16 protein-coding genes are annotated in these 17,486 nt (G+C 53.6%); 4 read left to right on the top strand and 12 right to left on the bottom strand.

Annotation, left to right across the window (positions count from 1 at the left end; genetic code table 11):
* Nucleotides 1-30 precede the first annotated feature (30 nt).
* Together nfuA and gntX are read right to left on the bottom strand one after the other, a co-directional pair.
* Nucleotides 31-606, bottom strand: coding sequence for a Fe-S biogenesis protein NfuA (gene nfuA / locus IP582_RS23295; RefSeq protein ID WP_041851371.1), 576 nt, complete (start codon nucleotides 604-606; stop codon nucleotides 31-33).
* Nucleotides 607-664: 58 nt separating this feature from the next.
* Entirely contained in the window at nucleotides 665-1,348 is a 684-nt protein-coding gene (gene gntX / locus IP582_RS23290; RefSeq protein ID WP_193794544.1) for a DNA utilization protein GntX, read from the bottom strand.
* Between the two features lie 37 nt (nucleotides 1,349-1,385).
* On the opposite strand from gntX, the gene bioH reads away from it, so the two are divergent.
* Nucleotides 1,386-2,159, top strand: coding sequence for a pimeloyl-ACP methyl ester esterase BioH (gene bioH / locus IP582_RS23285; protein ID WP_193794543.1), 774 nt, complete (start codon nucleotides 1,386-1,388; stop codon nucleotides 2,157-2,159).
* 118 nt (nucleotides 2,160-2,277) lie between these two features.
* A complete protein-coding gene (locus IP582_RS23280; RefSeq protein ID WP_041851374.1) occupies nucleotides 2,278-2,547 on the top strand; it encodes a YdgH/BhsA/McbA-like domain containing protein in 270 nt (89 codons plus the stop codon).
* Between the two features lie 28 nt (nucleotides 2,548-2,575).
* Here IP582_RS23280 and feoC read toward each other — a convergent pair whose 3' ends face one another.
* From feoC to greB, 5 genes are all read right to left on the bottom strand, one after another.
* Nucleotides 2,576-2,821: a [Fe-S]-dependent transcriptional repressor FeoC gene (gene feoC / locus IP582_RS23275; protein WP_041851375.1), complete on the bottom strand. Its 246-nt coding sequence runs from the start codon at nucleotides 2,819-2,821 to the stop codon at nucleotides 2,576-2,578.
* A gap of 11 nt (nucleotides 2,822-2,832) precedes the next feature.
* Nucleotides 2,833-5,151 carry a Fe(2+) transporter permease subunit FeoB gene (gene feoB / locus IP582_RS23270; RefSeq protein WP_193794542.1) on the bottom strand — a complete coding sequence of 773 codons (2,319 nt, stop codon included), beginning with the start codon at nucleotides 5,149-5,151 and terminating at the stop codon, nucleotides 2,833-2,835.
* 30 nt (nucleotides 5,152-5,181) lie between these two features.
* A complete protein-coding gene (feoA, locus tag IP582_RS23265; RefSeq protein ID WP_193794541.1) occupies nucleotides 5,182-5,409 on the bottom strand; it encodes a ferrous iron transporter A in 228 nt (75 codons plus the stop codon).
* A gap of 503 nt (nucleotides 5,410-5,912) precedes the next feature.
* Nucleotides 5,913-8,243 (bottom strand): Tex family protein, encoded by a 2,331-nt coding sequence (locus IP582_RS23260; protein ID WP_193794540.1) that lies wholly within the window; start codon nucleotides 8,241-8,243, stop codon nucleotides 5,913-5,915.
* 98 nt (nucleotides 8,244-8,341) lie between these two features.
* Nucleotides 8,342-8,815: a transcription elongation factor GreB gene (greB, locus tag IP582_RS23255; RefSeq protein ID WP_041851379.1), complete on the bottom strand. Its 474-nt coding sequence runs from the start codon at nucleotides 8,813-8,815 to the stop codon at nucleotides 8,342-8,344.
* A gap of 216 nt (nucleotides 8,816-9,031) precedes the next feature.
* On the opposite strand from greB, the gene ompR reads away from it, so the two are divergent.
* Complete coding sequence (gene ompR, locus IP582_RS23250) at nucleotides 9,032-9,751, top strand: two-component system response regulator OmpR (RefSeq protein ID WP_001157751.1); 720 nt, start codon at nucleotides 9,032-9,034, stop codon at nucleotides 9,749-9,751.
* Complete coding sequence (gene envZ, locus IP582_RS23245; protein WP_193794539.1) at nucleotides 9,748-11,100, top strand: two-component system sensor histidine kinase EnvZ; 1,353 nt, start codon at nucleotides 9,748-9,750, stop codon at nucleotides 11,098-11,100. The genes ompR and envZ overlap by 4 nt, the downstream gene beginning before the upstream one ends.
* A 47-nt stretch (nucleotides 11,101-11,147) precedes the next feature.
* Here the strand turns inward: envZ and pckA are convergent, their stop codons facing one another.
* The 5 genes from pckA to IP582_RS23220 all read right to left on the bottom strand — a co-directional run bounded on the left by pckA (nucleotide 11,148) and on the right by IP582_RS23220 (nucleotide 17,305).
* Nucleotides 11,148-12,767, bottom strand: coding sequence for a phosphoenolpyruvate carboxykinase (ATP) (gene pckA, locus IP582_RS23240; protein WP_041851381.1), 1,620 nt, complete (start codon nucleotides 12,765-12,767; stop codon nucleotides 11,148-11,150).
* A 350-nt stretch (nucleotides 12,768-13,117) separates the two neighbouring features.
* Nucleotides 13,118-13,996, bottom strand: a complete 879-nt coding sequence (hslO, locus tag IP582_RS23235) for an Hsp33 family molecular chaperone HslO (RefSeq protein WP_041851382.1) — start codon at nucleotides 13,994-13,996, stop codon at nucleotides 13,118-13,120.
* A gap of 24 nt (nucleotides 13,997-14,020) precedes the next feature.
* The gene (gene hslR, locus IP582_RS23230; protein WP_041851383.1) at nucleotides 14,021-14,422 is read right to left on the bottom strand and encodes a ribosome-associated heat shock protein Hsp15; all 402 of its coding nucleotides are present in this window, start codon (nucleotides 14,420-14,422) and stop codon (nucleotides 14,021-14,023) included.
* Nucleotides 14,422-15,102 (bottom strand): GMP/IMP nucleotidase, encoded by a 681-nt coding sequence (yrfG, locus tag IP582_RS23225; protein ID WP_193794538.1) that lies wholly within the window; start codon nucleotides 15,100-15,102, stop codon nucleotides 14,422-14,424. Before yrfG ends, hslR begins: the two co-directional genes overlap by 1 nt.
* A gap of 64 nt (nucleotides 15,103-15,166) precedes the next feature.
* The gene (locus IP582_RS23220) at nucleotides 15,167-17,305 is read right to left on the bottom strand and encodes an intracellular growth attenuator family protein (RefSeq protein ID WP_193794537.1); all 2,139 of its coding nucleotides are present in this window, start codon (nucleotides 17,303-17,305) and stop codon (nucleotides 15,167-15,169) included.
* Nucleotides 17,306-17,486: the final 181 nt, after the last annotated feature.

Genomic DNA, 17,486 nt, shown 5'->3' with positions numbered 1-17,486 from the left:
GCATCGGGAGAGCATCAGATAAAAGTCGGCTTAGTAGTAGGAGTGCTCGCCGCGCTGGTGTTCAGTAAGATCGCGTACACCTTTCAGTTCCGGGAATTCGTTAAGCAACTGCTTTTCGATCCCTTCTTTCAGCGTGACATCCACCATAGAACAGCCGTTACAACCACCGCCAAACTGGAGGATGGCATAGCCTTCATCCGTAATTTCCATCAGCGTGACGCGGCCGCCGTGGCCTGCCAGCTGTGGGTTGATCTGCGATTGCAGCAGATACTCAACACGTTCCATCAGCGGCGCGTCTTCGGACACTTTACGCATCTTCGCGTTTGGTGCTTTCAGGGTGAGCTGGGAGCCCAACTGATCGGTGACAAAATCAATTTCCGCATCTTCCAGGTACGGTGCACTTAACTCATCGACATAGGCGGTCAGTTGTTCAAATTTCAGGGCGGTGTCAGTTGCTTCCACTGCATCTGGCGGACAATAAGAGACGCCGCATTCAGCGTTTGGCGTGCCTGGGTTAATCACAAATACACGGATTTGTGTCCCTTCTTCCTGATTTGCCAGCAGTTTAGCAAAATGCGCTTGCGCAGCATCAGAGATACGGATCATAGCAATGGCCTAATAGTTGACTATTTTACTTGGTTATAATACGCCCATCATCGAGGGTCTACAAGGTTCGACAAAGGCACCATACCTGAACAGACGCCGCGCCGTTGCGCAGGAGCAACCGACTTATTTCCGCGACGGTGCTGCCGGTCGTAACGACATCATCCACGATAACCATATGGAGACCCTGGACGGGCAATTCAAGGCGAAAGGCATTTTTCAGGTTGCGTTTGCGTAGCCGGGCGCTGAGATGATGCTGAATGGACGTTGCCCGAATGCGGACAATGGCGCTCGGTTCATAGCGACAGCATAACCAGTGGGCAAGTGCACGACAGAGCAGATCACTTTGGTTATATCCTCTGCGCCACTGGCGATGCCGATAAAGCGGTACGCTGATAAGCATATCGGGTTTCTGCCACCATGTTGTTCTGCGTTCGTTGATGATTGCCAGTACCAGCAGCCGGGCCAGCGCATTTGCCATTTCGGGTCGTCGCACGAATTTGAACTGATGCACCAGCATACTCAATGGCAATGCGTAATCGCTGACCGCCACCAGACGTTGCCACGGCGGCGGTTTTTGCAGGCACCTGCCGCAAGGCAGTGTCCGGCTCGCGGCAGGCAAACCACAGGCTGGACAAACGGACAGAGGGGCTACCACCGCCCGGGTGCAGCAGGAACACAACCCCCAGTGTGCTACCGCCAGCGGCATTCGACATAGCCAGCACAAGCCCGGCGCTGTTAGCATGTTTACCTCCCTGTTTTAAGAAAGAGAACGATAACTGATGAACAACATCTGGTGGGAAACCAAAGGCGAAGGAAATTGCCATCTTGTGCTGCTGCACGGATGGGGGCTGAACGCACAGGTTTGGGATTGCATTGTGCCGCAACTAAGCTCGCAATTTACACTGCATCTGGTGGACCTGCCGGGTTATGGGCGCAGTAGCGGATTTTCGGCAATGACATTGCAAGAGATGGCGGAGCGCGTGTTGGCACAGGCACCGCAGCGCGCCGTCTGGCTGGGCTGGAGCCTCGGCGGGCTTGTCGCAAGCAAGATTGCGCTTCTTGCCCCTGAGCGCGTCTGCGGCCTGGTGACGGTTGCATCATCTCCTTGTTTTGGCGCGCAGGATGAATGGCCTGGCATCAAACCGGATGTGCTGGCCGGTTTCCAGCGGCAGCTCAGCGAGGATTTTCAACGTACGGTCGAGCGCTTCCTGGCTCTGCAGACGATGGGTACGGAGACAGCCCGTCAGGATGCACGTCAGCTCAAGCAGGCGGTATTGTCGTTACCGATGCCCTCAGCAGAGGTGCTGAACGGTGGGCTGGAGATCCTCAAAACAGAAGATCTGCGCGACGCCCTGTCAGGGTTGGATATTCCCTTCTTGCGACTTTACGGGCGATTAGATGGGCTGGTGCCGCGCAAAATTGTTGCCACACTGGATGCGCGCTGGCCACAAAGCCAGTCGCTGATATTTCCTAAAGCTGCCCATGCACCTTTTATTTCTCACCCGGACGATTTCTGCAGAGCATTGACAGAATTTAATAGTTTCACGGTGTAATTATTGCGCCACCTGGAAAAAATGCCGTTTCACGACAATACTCAGAACGTTGCTGCGGTTGGCTTATCTTTCTTTACCACAGCATCACAATCTAAAAAACCCGAGGAGAATCAAGTCTATGAAACTTGTTACAGGTATTGTTGCATCTCTGGTGATTGGCTCCCTGTCGTTTGGCGTTATGGCGGCGCAGGAACTCGAAAAAGATAAGGTCGCGGGTATGAATCTGACAAAAGTGGGGACGATTACCACGTCTGATACCTCGGCACCCATGGACGCGAAAAAAGAGCTGTCAAAAAAAGCGGATGAGCTGGGCGGAAAATATTTCGTTGTGACCAGCGGCGAGAAGAATGAAAAAGACATCCATGCCACGGCGGATGTCTATAAGTAATGTTATGAGCGGGTCGCCTGACCCGCTATCAGCATCCTGTCAGTGACCACCATTCACGCTGGCAGGCCGATTTTCCTTCCGGGCATTGTTTGCACTCGCCGCTCAGACAGCCGTCCGCCTCTTCCTGAATACGTACTGCTTTGCCCATGGCTTCCATGCGCGTCAGCATGGCATCGGCCATTGGCCGGGAGAGATGCAGCGCGTTACAGAGCTGGTTGATTTCCATCCGGCCCTGTAAAGCAAGCATATCGCGAACCTCAATTAACGATGCCATGTTTCGTGTCCTTAGTGGCAGTCGCCCGCCGGGCTTTCACAGCAACTTGCCACGGTTTTGCGGCTGGCCAGGAGATTCACATCCACGCGACTTCTGGCGCGACGCAGACCGCCAATCACGATGACATTGAATAAGATCACCGCGAGAATACAGGTGAGGCTGTAAACCGGGTGCTCCTCAAAACTCACGGCCTGATAGAACAGCGTGGCAAGTGAATAGGCGATATTCAGCCCCCACAGCACGGAGAACCCCATCCAGCCACGGCTCGATTCACGGGCAATGGCGCCCATTACGGATATGCACGGCGTATAGAGCAGAACGAAAATCAGGTAGCTGTAGGCCGCAGCGGCGCTGCCGAATTTCTCACTCATCACGCCCATAGTGCCTTCTGTCATCTCACCGTCGCCCTTGCTGGCTTCAATAGGGTTGGCCAGTACGCTCAGACTGAAGGTGTTTTTCAGGCTGCTCCAGGTCTCGTCGAGTGCGGCGATCAGTTCATCGGTGAGACTGTATTCTGCGGGATTGAATTCCGCTTTCTGAATATGTTCGGCGGTATAGAGTGAGTTAAGCGTCCCGACCACCACTTCTTTCGCCATTGCCCCCGTCACCAGGCCAACAGTCGCCTGCCAGTGGTCACCGTGCACGCCAATCGGTTCCAGTATCGGGGTAAAGACGCGGCTTACTGACGCCAGCGCAGAATCGTTAATGTTATCGACCGTTTTACCGCTCAAAGAGAAACTATTGAGAGCACTGAGGAAAATGCTCACGATCACAATGACTTTACCGGCCCGCAGCACAAACCCTTTCAGACGCTGCCAGGTCTGCAACACCAGGCTTTTCAGGTGTGGCACGTGGTAGACCGGTAGTTCCATAATGAACGGTGACGCTTCGCCACGCATGATGGTGTGTTTAAGCATCAGGCCGGTAAGGATTGCCATCACAATGCCCAGCACGTACAGCGAAAAGACCAGTAACGCCCCCTGCTGGCCGAAGAAGGCCGATGCGAAGACAGCGAAAATGGCCAGACGCGCGCCGCAGGACATAAACGGTGCCATCATCATGGTCATCAGACGTTCACGCGGCGCATCCAGGGTCCTGGCCCCCATCACCGAGGGAACATTGCAGCCAAAGCCGACAATTAGCGGCACGAAGGATTTACCCGGCAGCCCCAGCGCCTGCATCAAACGGTCCATGACGAAGGCCGCACGTGCCATATAGCCGGAGTCTTCAAGGAATGAGAGGAACAGGTACATCATGCCAATTTGCGGTACCAGCGGTAGCACCGTGTTGATACCACCGCCCAGCCCCTGAGCCAGGAAAACGGTCAGCCATTCCGGGAAATGCAGCGTATAGCCCAGCCACTGGATACCGTGGACGAAAATCGCCACTGAACCCGCATCAAAAATCGGCTGTAACGCACCACCGATGTTAATGGCGAGCAGGAACATCAGGTACATCACAAACAGGAAAATCGGTAAGCCAAGGAAGCGGTTCAGAATGATTCGGTCAACGGCTGCCGTAAACTGGCTGGATTCCGCCGTCAGGGTATTACTGACCGCCTCGCAAATGGCGGCAATGGTTTGATAACGGGCATCGGCAATGTGCAGTGCGGGATCGTCGATTTCGTCCTGCAGGCGTGCCAGTGAAATATCCAGCTTGTGGGCGGCATCACCAGCGTAAGCGCGGCTGTAGATATCGCCTTCCAGCATTTGCAGGCCCAGCCAGCGACGTTGTTGGATGGGCATATCCGCGGCCATGCCTTGCGCCAGCTCATCGGCTTCACGCGACAGCGGCTGGGCATAGTGGACAAGCTCGATTTGTTTATTTTTCTGATGACGATCAAGCGCGATTTTTAACGCGTCGATACCGCGACCACGGGTGGACACCAGAGGAATAACCGGGCAGCCGAGGCGAGCGGAGAGGGCATCGATATCAATGCGGACTTTTTGCTTCTCGGCAATATCCAGCATATTCAGCGCCACCACGCAGGGGATGCCCAGTTCCAGCAATTGCAACGTGAGATAGAGGTTGCGCTCGAGGTTTGAGGCATCTACGACGTTAATCAAAATGTCCGCATCGCCGCTCAGAATGTAGTGACAGGCAATTTGCTCATCCAGTGAGGTCTGTGACGAGATAGTGGTCAGGGAGTAGGTACCGGGCAAATCGACCAGCGTAACCTGATGGTCGGTGGTAGAGAATTGCCCCTCTTTGCGCTCAACCGTGACACCCGCCCAGTTCCCCACGCGCTGGCGCGCGCCAGTTAACTGATTGAATAATGTGGTCTTGCCGGAATTAGGATTACCAATTAATCCCACGGTCAATTTTTTCATTGTTCTTCTCTCTCTTTCATGGCCGGGCCATTAGCGGGAAACGGCTTCCAGTTCCAGAAACGCGAGATCTTTCTTACGCAAGACCAGATTAACGCGTCGGGTTTCAATGTGAATAGGATCACCAAGGGGGGCTACGCGCACGACATTAAAGGATGAGCCGGGCAACATGCCTAATGAGAGGAGTTTCTGGCGCCACGCAGGGCTAATGTCGCGAGAGAACCCCGTTATTTTCCACGCACTGTCAGGAGAGAATTGCATAGGACCTACTTATCTGTATCGCAAACAACATTCCCACCATGCGCCAGTAAAGCGCATGAAACCAGTTAGTTAGCCAGCACAGCAATGAGTGTCACTCCACTCATACAATGATAATGAGAATAGTTTTTATCATCACTATTAAACCGCGATATTGCGCAAAGCGGAACCACAATCCGAGCCATTGTTGATATGGCTCAAAATTTATGTTGTTTTGCCTTTCCCGTTTGCAATAACAAATAAGAAACAGTGAAGGGATATTTAATTTATTACCCGGACTTAAGGTTAAATTAATAATAAGAATAAAGTTTAAATAATAAAGAGTTATGAGGCGGTTTTATTAACTAAAATATAACTAATATAAAATTAGTTAATAATTTTGAAAATTAATCCGGAGATTATTCAAAGAGTTACTGGCAGGTAAGAAATAACGCAGTACACCTGTTTGTTTAGATTTGAACATCTGGAAGAGGGAGTACCCTCTCCCGAAAGAGAGGGCGAAGGGTTTAACGTTTTTTGCCCATGGCGGCCGCCAGCGCATCCATCATGGCGCTGTTGCCAGCAGGCTGCGACTCGCGCCCGCGTGGTTTCGCCGGACGGGCGGCAGGGCGGTTGCCTGCCTCGCGAGTGCCACCATTACCACGCCGTGAATTGCTGTCTCCCGGCTGCTCATCAAGACGCATGGTCAGCGCAATGCGTTTGCGCTGCAGGTCAACTTCAAGCACTTTTACTTTGACGATATCCCCCGCTTTCACGACGGTATGCGGATCTTCAACAAATTTATCGGCAAGCGAAGAGATATGTACCAGGCCATCCTGATGCACGCCGATATCCACAAACGCACCGAAGTTGGTAACGTTGGTCACCGCACCTTCAAGCACCATGCCAGGCAGCAGGTCATTCATCGTTTCAACACCGTCAGCAAACTGGGCGGTTTTGAACTCCGGGCGCGGGTCACGGCCTGGTTTTTCCAGCTCTTTGATGATGTCAGTAACGGTCGGTACCCCGAAACGCTCGTCGGTAAAGTCGGACGCTTTCAGTGACTTAAGGCCGCTACTGTTGCCCATCAGATCGCGCAGAGATTGCTCTGTCGCCGCCAGAATACGTTCCACAACCGGGTACGCTTCCGGGTGCACGGTAGAGGCATCCAGCGGGTTATCACCATGGTTGATACGCAGGAAGCCCGCGCACTGCTCAAAGGCTTTTGGTCCCAGTCGGCTGACTTTTAATAGCTGCTGGCGATTCTGGAACTGACCATTCTCATCGCGCCAGGCGACAATATTTTGCGCCATCATGCGGGTTAAACCGGCAACGCGAGTCAGCAGGGGAACAGACGCGGTATTCAGGTCCACGCCAACGGCGTTCACGCAGTCTTCGACGACCGCGTCCAGTTTGCGCGCCAGTTGCGTCTGGCTGACGTCGTGCTGATACTGGCCCACGCCGATGGATTTCGGATCGATTTTCACCAGCTCTGCCAGCGGATCCTGCAAACGACGGGCGATTGACACTGCGCCACGCAGGGAAACATCCAGATCGGGGAATTCCAGCGCCGCCAGCTCAGAGGCGGAATAGACCGACGCCCCGGCCTCGCTGACGATCACTTTCTGCGCGGTGACTTTCGGGAATTGTTTCTGCACATCCAGGAAGAAACGTTCGGTTTCACGTGATGCCGTTCCGTTGCCGATAGCGACCAGTTCAACGTTGTGTTTTTCGCACAGCGCGGCGACCACCACGGCGGCTTTTGCTGCCTGGCCGGTATGTGGGTAAATGGTGTCAGTGGCGACCAGCTTACCCGTGCCGTCGACAACGGCGACTTTCACACCGGTACGCAGACCCGGATCAAGACCCATCGTCGCGCGCAGGCCAGCGGGTGCGGCCATCAGCAGGTCATGCAGGTTACGGGCGAAGACGTTGATCGCTTCATCTTCCGCACGTTCACGCACGGTACCCATCAGTTCGGTTTCCAGGTGCATCAGCACCTTAATACGCCATGTCCAACTGACAACACCTTTGCGCCAACTGTCTGCCGGCGCATTATTCAGCCGCAGGCCAAGGTGATCCTGAATAATTTGCTCGCAATGGCTCTCTTTTGGCGGCTCATCAAACTGCGGATCGGCATTCAGTGAGAGCTGCAATACCCCTTCGTTGCGGCCACGGAACATGGCCAACGCGCGGTGTGACGGCACGGTGGAAATCGGCTCATGGTGATCGAAATAATCGCGGAATTTTGCGCCTTCCTCTTCTTTGCCGCTCACTACGGTGGCGACCAGATGGGCGTTTTTCCACAGGTAATCACGCACTTTCGCCAGCAACTGTGCATCTTCGGCAAAGCGCTCCATCAGGATGTAGCGTGCGCCATCCAGCGCTGCTTTGGTGTCGGCAACACCTTTGTCGGCATCAATGTATTTTGCGGCTTCGTTTTCCGGGTCGTGTGAAGGCTCGTTCCACAGCAAATCCGCCAGCGGCTCAAGGCCTGCTTCAATGGCGATTTGCCCACGGGTGCGGCGCTTGGGTTTGTACGGTAAATACAAATCTTCGAGTTCTGTTTTACTGAGCGTACCGTTGATGGCTTTGCTCAATTCATCGGTGAGCTTACCCTGCTCGCCAATCGACTTCAGGATGGCCTGGCGGCGTTCTTCGAGTTCGCGCAAATATCCCAGGCGGGTTTCCAGATTACGCAGCTGCGTGTCATCCAGACCGCCGGTGACTTCTTTACGATAACGCGCGATAAACGGCACGGTGTTCCCTTCATCAAGCAGGCGAACGGCAGCTTCTACCTGTTCGGATCTGGCCTGAAGTTCACCCGCAATAATGCGGCAGAGCGAATCATTCATCATTTCAATATCATCTTCTGAACAAAATCAGGGGATAGTTATACGGACTGAGACAGAAAAATGCCAGTCGCGCCGGGGGCTACCGGATAGTTCCTGGTGCGTTACTTTACATACTCGATTTCATTAACGTACCAGGTGGCTTCCCCGGCGGGCGTCTGCACCACGGCGACATCGCCGACCTCTTTTTTCAGCAGTGCGCGCGCCATTGGCGAGTCGATGGAGATGTAGTCTTTGCGACCAAAAATTTCGTCGTAACCGACAATGCGAAAACGTAATGTGTTGCCATCGTCATTTTCGATTTCCACCCACGCGCCGAAGAAGACTTTGCCTTCCTGTTGCGGTGAGTAATCGACAATTTTCAGATTTTCCAGGCACTTTGTCAGATAGCGAACGCGGCGGTCTATTTCACGCAGGCGCTTTTTGTTGTACTGGTAGTCGGCATTTTCACTGCGATCGCCGAGGCTCGCCGCCCAGGTGACTTTTTTGGTGACTTCCGGGCGCTCCTGACGCCAGAGAAAATCCAGTTCCTGTTTCAGCTTGTCGTAGCCTTCTCGGGTGATCAGGGGCGTTTTCATTTCGTGGCCTTCTTTTTTCTCTGATTTCTTTACAAATCACCGCCCCTTAAGGTGCGGATTAATCATCATTTCTGTGATGCAATGTGCATATAAGCTACTGTTAAATATGCTTTGTAACAATTTCGACTAGAATTTATACCAGATTTAGCTGGTCCTCGACGCGCACTTTTTTAGAATACGTATTCATAATTGTCGGAACCTTTGGGAGTAAAAACAATGCAAGAGAATTATAAGATTCTGGTAGTGGATGACGATATGCGCCTGCGCGCGCTGCTTGAGCGTTATCTTACCGAGCAGGGCTTCCAGGTTCGTAGCGTCGCTAACGCGGAGCAAATGGACCGCCTGTTGACCCGCGAATCATTCCACTTGATGGTTCTCGACTTAATGCTGCCGGGTGAAGATGGCCTGTCCATCTGTCGTCGCCTGCGTAGCCAGAGTAACCCGATGCCGATCATTATGGTGACGGCGAAAGGGGAAGAAGTTGACCGTATCGTTGGCCTCGAAATCGGTGCTGATGACTACATTCCAAAACCGTTCAACCCGCGTGAACTGCTGGCGCGTATCCGTGCGGTACTGCGTCGTCAGGCAAATGAACTGCCTGGTGCGCCTTCACAGGAAGAAGCGGTTATCGCATTTGGTAAGTTCAAGCTGAACCTCGGTACCCGCGAGATGTTCCGTGAAGATGAGCCGATGCCGCTGACCAGCGGTGAGTTCGCCGTGCTGAAAGCGCTGGTGAGCCATCCTCGTGAGCCGCTGTCGCGCGATAAGCTGATGAACCTGGCGCGTGGTCGTGAATACTCCGCGATGGAGCGTTCTATCGACGTGCAAATCTCCCGCCTGCGTCGCATGGTGGAAGAGGATCCGGCTCACCCACGTTACATTCAGACCGTTTGGGGTCTGGGCTACGTCTTTGTGCCGGACGGTTCTAAAGCATGAGGCGAATGCGCTTCTCACCGCGCAGTTCTTTTGCCCGCACGCTGTTGTTGATCGTCACATTGCTGTTCGTCAGCCTTGTGACGACCTACCTCGTGGTGCTGAATTTCGCGATTTTGCCCAGCCTCCAGCAGTTTAATAAGGTTCTCGCCTACGAAGTTCGTATGTTGATGACCGATAAACTGCAACTGGAGGACGGCACACAACTGGTGGTTCCTCCGGCGTTTCGCCGTGAGATTTATCGCGAACTCGGTATCTCACTCTATTCCAATGAAGCCGCAGAAGACGCAGGCCTGCGTTGGGCACAGCACTATGAATTTTTAAGCCAGCAGATGGCGCAGCAACTGGGTGGCCCAACGGAAGTGCGCGTTGAGGTTAACAAGAGCTCGCCGGTTGTCTGGTTGAAAACCTGGCTGTCGCCCAATATTTGGGTACGCGTGCCGTTGACGGAAATTCATCAGGGCGATTTCTCCCCGCTGTTCCGCTACACGCTGGCTATTATGCTGCTGGCGATAGGGGGCGCATGGCTGTTTATCCGAATACAGAACCGACCGCTGGTCGACCTGGAACATGCCGCGCTAAAAGTGGGCAAAGGACATATTCCACCGCCGCTGCGTGAATACGGTGCCTCCGAAGTGCGTTCCGTGACGCGCGCGTTTAACCAGATGGCGTCAGGGGTCAAGCAACTGGCGGATGACCGTACCCTGCTGATGGCCGGAGTGAGCCACGATTTACGTACGCCATTGACGCGTATTCGTCTGGCCACAGAGATGATGGCCGAAGAAGATGGCTACCTTGCGGAATCGATCAATAAAGATATCGAAGAGTGCAACGCCATCATCGAACAGTTTATCGACTACCTGCGAACCGGGCAGGAGATGCCGATGGAAATCGCCGATTTAAACGCGGTCCTGGGCGAAGTGGTGGCGGCCGAGAGTGGCTATGAGCGTGAAATTGATACGGCGCTTAATGACAGCGAAATTCTGGTTCGTATGCACCCGCTTTCGATTAAGCGTGCCGTTGCCAATATGGTGGTGAACGCTGCCCGTTACGGTAATGGCTGGATCAAGGTCAGTAGCGGTACAGAGCTTAATCGCGCCTGGTTCCAGGTGGAGGATGACGGCCCTGGCATCAAGCCGGAGCAGCGCAAACATCTGTTCCAGCCGTTTGTCCGTGGCGACAGTGCGCGTAGCACCAGCGGTACGGGTCTTGGGCTGGCGATTGTTCAGCGTATTGTCGATAACCACAACGGTTTGCTTGAGCTTGGTACCAGTGAGCGGGGAGGCTTGTCGATCCGTGCCTGGCTGCCGATTCCCATTACTCGCCTGAACACGCCGGGCAAAGAGAACTAACAGAAAACCCGCCTTTCGGCGGGTTTTGTTTGGCTTGCGTTGGAAAATTACAGCTTCGGTCCGGCGCTCACCAGTGCGGCACCCGCAGGGGTATCCGTATACTTCTCAAAGTTACTGACGAACAGTTTAGCCAGTTGCGTGGCTTTCTCCTGCCACTGTTCTGGTGATGCGTAAGTATTACGTGGGTCGAGGATTTTTGTCTCCACGCCGGGCAATGTTGTGGGGATAGCCAGGTTAAACATCGGCAGGGTGAAGGTCTCGGCGTTATCCAGTTCACCATTCAGAATCGCATCGATAATCGCGCGCGTATCTTTAATGGAGATGCGTTTGCCGGTCCCGTTCCAGCCAGTGTTCACCAGGTATGCCTGCGCACCGACGGCCTGCATACGTTTCACCAGCACCTCTGCGTACTGCGTGGGGTGCAGCGACAGGAATGCTGCGCCAAAGCAGGCGGAGAAGGTGGGTGTAGGCTCCGTTACGCCACGTTCCGTGCCCGCCAGTTTAGCCGTAAAGCCTGACAAGAAGTGATACTGCGTCTGGCTTGCGGTAAGGCGGGAAACAGGCGGCAGCACGCCGAATGCGTCTGCGGTCAGGAAGATAACTTTTGTTGCATGCCCGGCTTTTGAAACGGGCTTAACGATGTTGTCGATGTGATAGATCGGGTACGACACACGGGTATTTTCTGTTTTCGAGGCATCGTCATAATCGATGCTGCCGTCGGCACGTACGCTCACGTTTTCCAGCAGAGCATCCCGACGGATGGCGTGGAAAATATCCGGTTCCGCTTCCTCTGACAGTCGGATGGTTTTGGCGTAGCAACCCCCTTCGAAGTTGAAGACGCCGTCGTCGTCCCAGCCATGCTCGTCATCGCCAATCAGGCGGCGTTTTGGATCGGTAGAAAGGGTGGTTTTCCCGGTGCCTGACAGGCCAAAGAAAACGGCGACATCGCCTTTCTCACCGACGTTTGCCGAGCAGTGCATCGATGCGATGCCTTTCAGCGGCAGAAGGTAGTTCATCATCGAGAACATCCCTTTTTTCATTTCGCCGCCGTACCAGGTACCGCCAATCAACTGAATGCGTTCGGTCAGGTTGAACGCAACGAAGTTTTCTGAATTCAATCCCTGTTCTTTCCATAACGGGTTTGTGCATTTCGCCCCGTTCATGACAATAAAATCAGGTTTAAACTCAGCGAGTTCTTCGTTTGTCGGACGGATAAACATGTTCTTCACAAAGTGCGCTTGCCAGGCGACTTCTGTGATGAAGCGAACGGAGAGACGGGTATCCGCGTTGGCGCCACAAAAGGCGTCGATAATAAACAGACGTTTACCGGAGAGTTGTTGCGTCACCAGCCCTTTCAAGTGTTGCCAGACTTCGGGCGAGAGCGGTTTGTTGTCGTTCTTGCCTTTGCCTTTATCAGACCACCAGACGGTGTCGCGGGTGGTGTCATCACGGACAATATACTTATCTTTCGGCGAACGGCCGGTGAAAATACCGGTGTCGACGGCGACAGCACCAGAATTCGTCAATACTCCGCGCTCGTATCCTTCCAGGTCTGGACGGAGCTCTTCCTGATACAGCGTATCGTAGTCGGGGTTATAGACGATATCCTGAACATCGTTGATACCATAAGCCTTGAGATCTTGCGGGGTTAAAACGTTAACGCGCATGTCACTACTCCTTAGCCAATATGTACTGCCTGAAATTGTAGGGTTGTTGCTCATTCCCTGACCGCGACGGGGCTCATAGATTTACGTATCTCGACAAGCCCTGGATCGCGGAAAACGCTGTGACATGGGTCACGTGGCGACACAGTTTCTGGCAATAATAGCCAGAATAATCGAGAAAATGTCACTAAAGCGACGTAAAGCGATATTTTTAACGGCAGCTTTGTGACTGTAATCGCTTTCATGAAAGTAAATTACGTAAGACTTTCAGAAAACATTTTAACGGAAACGTGACGTGCTATGCAAAAGCGCCACCTTAACGGTGGCGCTTTTGCTGACGATTAAGGAAGGTCTTAGTGGACCTGCGGGTCGGCAGGCGAGGCGTTGTTACGGATTTCAGCAATGTCCATGGCATTGAACAGGTAGTGATTACCGCAGTAATCGCAATGCATGTCGATCTCGCCCTCTTCGGCAATGATGCTGTCAACTTCTTCATCTGGCAGGGTTTTTAATGCGCCAGCACAGCGTTCACGAGAACAGGTGCATTTGAATTCCACATCCTGCGGGTCGTACAGGGTGACTTCTTCTTCGTGGTACAAACGCCACAGAACATCCTGCGCCGGAAGCGTAAGCAGCTCTTCTGCTTTGATCGTTTCAGTCAGCGTTGCCAGATGCTCGAAATCCACCGCCTGGGTATCCTGAGCGGGTAAAACCTGCAGCAGCATACCGCCTGCGGCCGGTGCACCCTCCACATCGCCTGTACGGATGAACAAGCGGGTCGGCAGTTGTTCGGAACGCAGGAAATAATCTTCCAGACATGCTGCCAGCGTATCGCCTTCGAGACCGACGACGCCCTGATAGCGTTCACCTTCTTCTGGCGTAATGGTAATGACCAGATAGCCATTGCCAACCAGCGTTTTCAGATCGGCATCGTCAGCAATGTCGCCCTGTACGCGTGCGACACCACGCATCTGTTGACGGTTGTTACCGTTGATGACGGCCAGGCTCATTGGGCCATCGCCCTGTAGCTGAACGGTAATATCGCCCGCAAATTTCAGGGTGGCAGTCAGCAGGCTGGTCGCGACAAGCAACTCGCCGAGAATGTTTTTCACTGGCTGCGGATAGCTATGGTTTTCCAGGATCTGCTTCCAGGTTTCGGAGACGGTCACCAGTTCACCGCGTACGGCATAGTTCTCGAACAGGTAACGGTGTAATTGGTCATGTTGAGCCATAGTTTTCTCTCTTGCGGGTGCGCGTTACTCGCTGTCACCGTATTTAAATTTCATCAGGTCGCGGCGTTCTTTTTTATCCGGACGGCGATCGGGGTGCGGCATTGTAAGCGCATTCATCTTCCGTGCCAGCGCCATTTTTTCGCGCTTCGCTACGCTTTCCGCAGTCTCTTCATACATTTCGACGGCTTCTGCGGCGGGGCGGCGTTGTTCGGTAATAGCTTTAATAATCACCGTACGTTCGTCATTGCCCTGCCTGAGCGTCAGCGTGGCATTCAGTTCGACGATTTTACTCGGCTTGCTGCGCTGACCGTTGTAATGCACTTTGCCGCCTTCGATCATCTCGCGGGCTAAGGCGCGCGTTTTATAGAAACGCGCGGCCCACAGCCATTTATCGAGGCGAACATCAGGTGCTGACTGTTCTTTCATTACCCCTCCTTCACGCTCAGCGAGGGAATCAGGTGGCGATAATCGTTCATGCCAGGATGACGTAAATAGCTTTTCTCCGCCAGACCTGAATCCGGGTTGGTAACGCCCAGGCAGTAACGAATGCCAAATTTTGCGGCGGCATCCAGAATGGGTTCACTGTCATCAATGAACAGCGTTCTTTCGGCGTTTAAGCCGGTCTCTTGCGCTACGGCTTGCCACAAACGCTGATCCTCTTTCGGATAACCAAATGTGTGGGTGGAAAGTAATAAATCAAGGTGTGATGCCAGACCGGTGTGCTCAAGTTTCACCGCGAGATTATGCGGATGCGCATTGGTCAACAGAATGCGCCGCTTACCACTTTTTTGCAGCGCATCAAGAAAAGGAACTGTATCTTCACGCAGTACGGCGCGCGGCCCCTGCTGTGTTGTCATCGCGCAGATATCCAGTCCTAAGCGTTCGCTCCAGTAATCCAGACAATACCAGTTTAGCGTATGCTGAACGGCATGATATTCCTGACGAAGAATGTCCTGGGCCTCTGCGGGTGAAATGCCCTGCTTTGCGCCAAACGTCTCCGGCACAAGTTTTTGCCAGAAATAATTATCAAAGGCGAGATCGAGCAGCGTACCGTCCATGTCCAGCAGAACGGTATCCACGTTCTGCCAGTCGATATCAAAATGCATAAGAAACTCCAGCCAGAAATAACGATGCGCGACAGGTTAACATACCCGGCGCGCATGACATTTATCAGGTCAGGCTATCGGGTGCGGGGATAAGCCCGGGATTCAGGCAGTTTTCGTAATATTGCTGAATTTCCGCCAGACGCGTGCGGTTTCGATGGTAGCGGCGCAGCGCCTGGACGCCGTTATAAACGCAGCAGACAATCATTGCCAGAAGCAGAAGCGCGGTGCTGACGTAGCGCCAGAGCCCGGTTGTGCTATTTGGCATACGGTGCAGGCTGATATGACGAGTACCGTTGGCGTCGGTCGAAATATTGGTGATGATGCCCTCGGCGGTGAAGGGGGTTTGCATCAGCATTCCCGCCAGACGCTGGAACTCTGCCCACTGTTCGGCGGCCGGATAGTCATACAACGAGACGCCTGGGTAGGGTTGATCTACCAGCTCGCTACCTTCTTCACTCACAATCAGGAAGCCGCCAGGTGCCGGGCTGTTAAGCGCCTGTGCCGCACGGGTTGTTTCGCGCAAAATAAAGGGCGCGGTGGAGGTGGTGACCAGGTTATCCAGTGATTCTGCGCTGACCGGGCGCAGCAACACATTCACGCCGGTGAGTTTACCCGCACTGGCGCGCGACGTCAGCGTATCCCAGTCTTTACTGTTCCCCAGGTTGACCAGCGCGTTTTTAAGCCGCAGACAGTCATCCTCTGCTGAACAGAGATCCTGCGTTTTCAGCACGATCTCAGAAAAATCATCCAGTAAGACCATGCCAGATTTTTGGATTGCCGTACGCAGCGCCGGGCTCACGCGAGAGCCGTCATCCTGTTTCGGATGCAACTGGCGGTTGACGGCTTCCACCAGTGCCGTCGCTTTGGTGACGGTTTCTGATTCCGGCAAGGGCAGCGGCGGCGCGTCGTTCCAGATAATTTGTGAACAGTCGAACGGCGCAAAAGGCGAACTTTGGCGAGCGCTCCAGTTGCTTGACGAATGGATGCTACACATGCCGGTGCCGTGAATCTTTAGCGAGTCACCGATACGCAGCCCAGCTTCTTCAAGCTGGCTAACTTTCGTCGCTTCGATGGTCTGCGCCCCTTTAATCCATGAAAGGGTAAACTTGATGGGCATATCCAGCGGAACCCACATTAGCAGCATAATCAGAACCAGCAGCGCCCCGGCTGAAATCACGGCGCTGCGCACCCAATGCTGGAGGGGGAAGTTCTTGACCTCATCATGCAGCGATAAAAAGCGCCCCTGTCGAACCACGTGACGATCGAGGTAGATATCAATATCGCTTTGTTGCCCCAGGTCCTGGGCGATAAAAGGTTGCCAGTGTTTTGGGTAGATAAGATCAATGATGCCTAACGAGATATTGTTGATCTGTTCCTGATTGTTCTCACCAAAAAGCCCCCACCGTTTGGGCGTGCCGCGCAGGCAGTGGATTTCGCGCAGCGCAGTTTGCGCGGGCGGTGCAAAGATGCCCCAGAGCCCTGCCGCAAGCAGCATAATTCCGCCACCAGCAAGCCACGGGACAAACACGTCGGGGGCGACGAGGCAGAAAAAGAACAGTAAAAACGATGTTGAAATCAGTAAGGCTTCACGCATGCCGTCCGGGCGGCTAAGCGCATACTCTTCCACCGTTTCATGGCGAATATTAAGTAGCTCAATTTGCTCCGTCTCTTCGCCGCGGATAGCGGAGTGGGACGAGGGAACCTGTTCTGGCACCAGGCTGTGTTCTTCCGGACGGAATTCATTCAGGGCGTGGCCATTTAGCGAAATGACCAGCGGTAGAGTGTCGGTACGGATAAGCTCAACGCTGTTTTCGTCATTGATATACTGCTCCCAGAACGGCGGCAGATGGACTTCGACAGAATCGAGATAGTAGCGCCATTTGTTCGGGGCATCGGTCGTAATCCCGTAGCGGGTGATCGCGCGGGTGACGCTGATGACGGTATTACTTTGCGCATTGAGCGTGAGGGAGATCGGGGCGGCCGTCGCACCGGTCGGGCCCGGTACCTGACGGGTACGGGAGAGCGATTCCAGATAGCTTTCAACAGCGCTGCGCTCATCAGGAGTTAATTTGCGGGTTGTCGCGCCAGCGAAAGCTTGCAGATGTGGCAGGCGGTATCGTCTTTGCGATCGCGCTCTGTAAAACCATCCAACAAGGCATACGCAGGCCAGCATAGCAGCGAAATAAATCAAAATGGTGCTCATGCTTTCCCCATCTTACTTTTACTAGCAGGTGTAGTCAGTTGCACCCTTTCCCGTAAATTCAATGAATATGGCTGGAGCGTTATCGGGCAAATCGTTAGTCTAATAGGTGAGCGCCTGACAACATGCAAAATAGTAGCAAAGCCGCAATAGAGCGAATATCAGCAAATTCTTAGTTTTATTT

The organism is Citrobacter sp. BDA59-3 (genome assembly GCF_015167655.1).
In the GTDB taxonomy this organism is placed as follows: domain Bacteria; phylum Pseudomonadota; class Gammaproteobacteria; order Enterobacterales; family Enterobacteriaceae; genus Phytobacter; species Phytobacter diazotrophicus.
The sequence above is the reverse complement of the archived record's forward strand: the minus strand, read 5'-3'. Positions and strand labels throughout refer to the sequence as shown.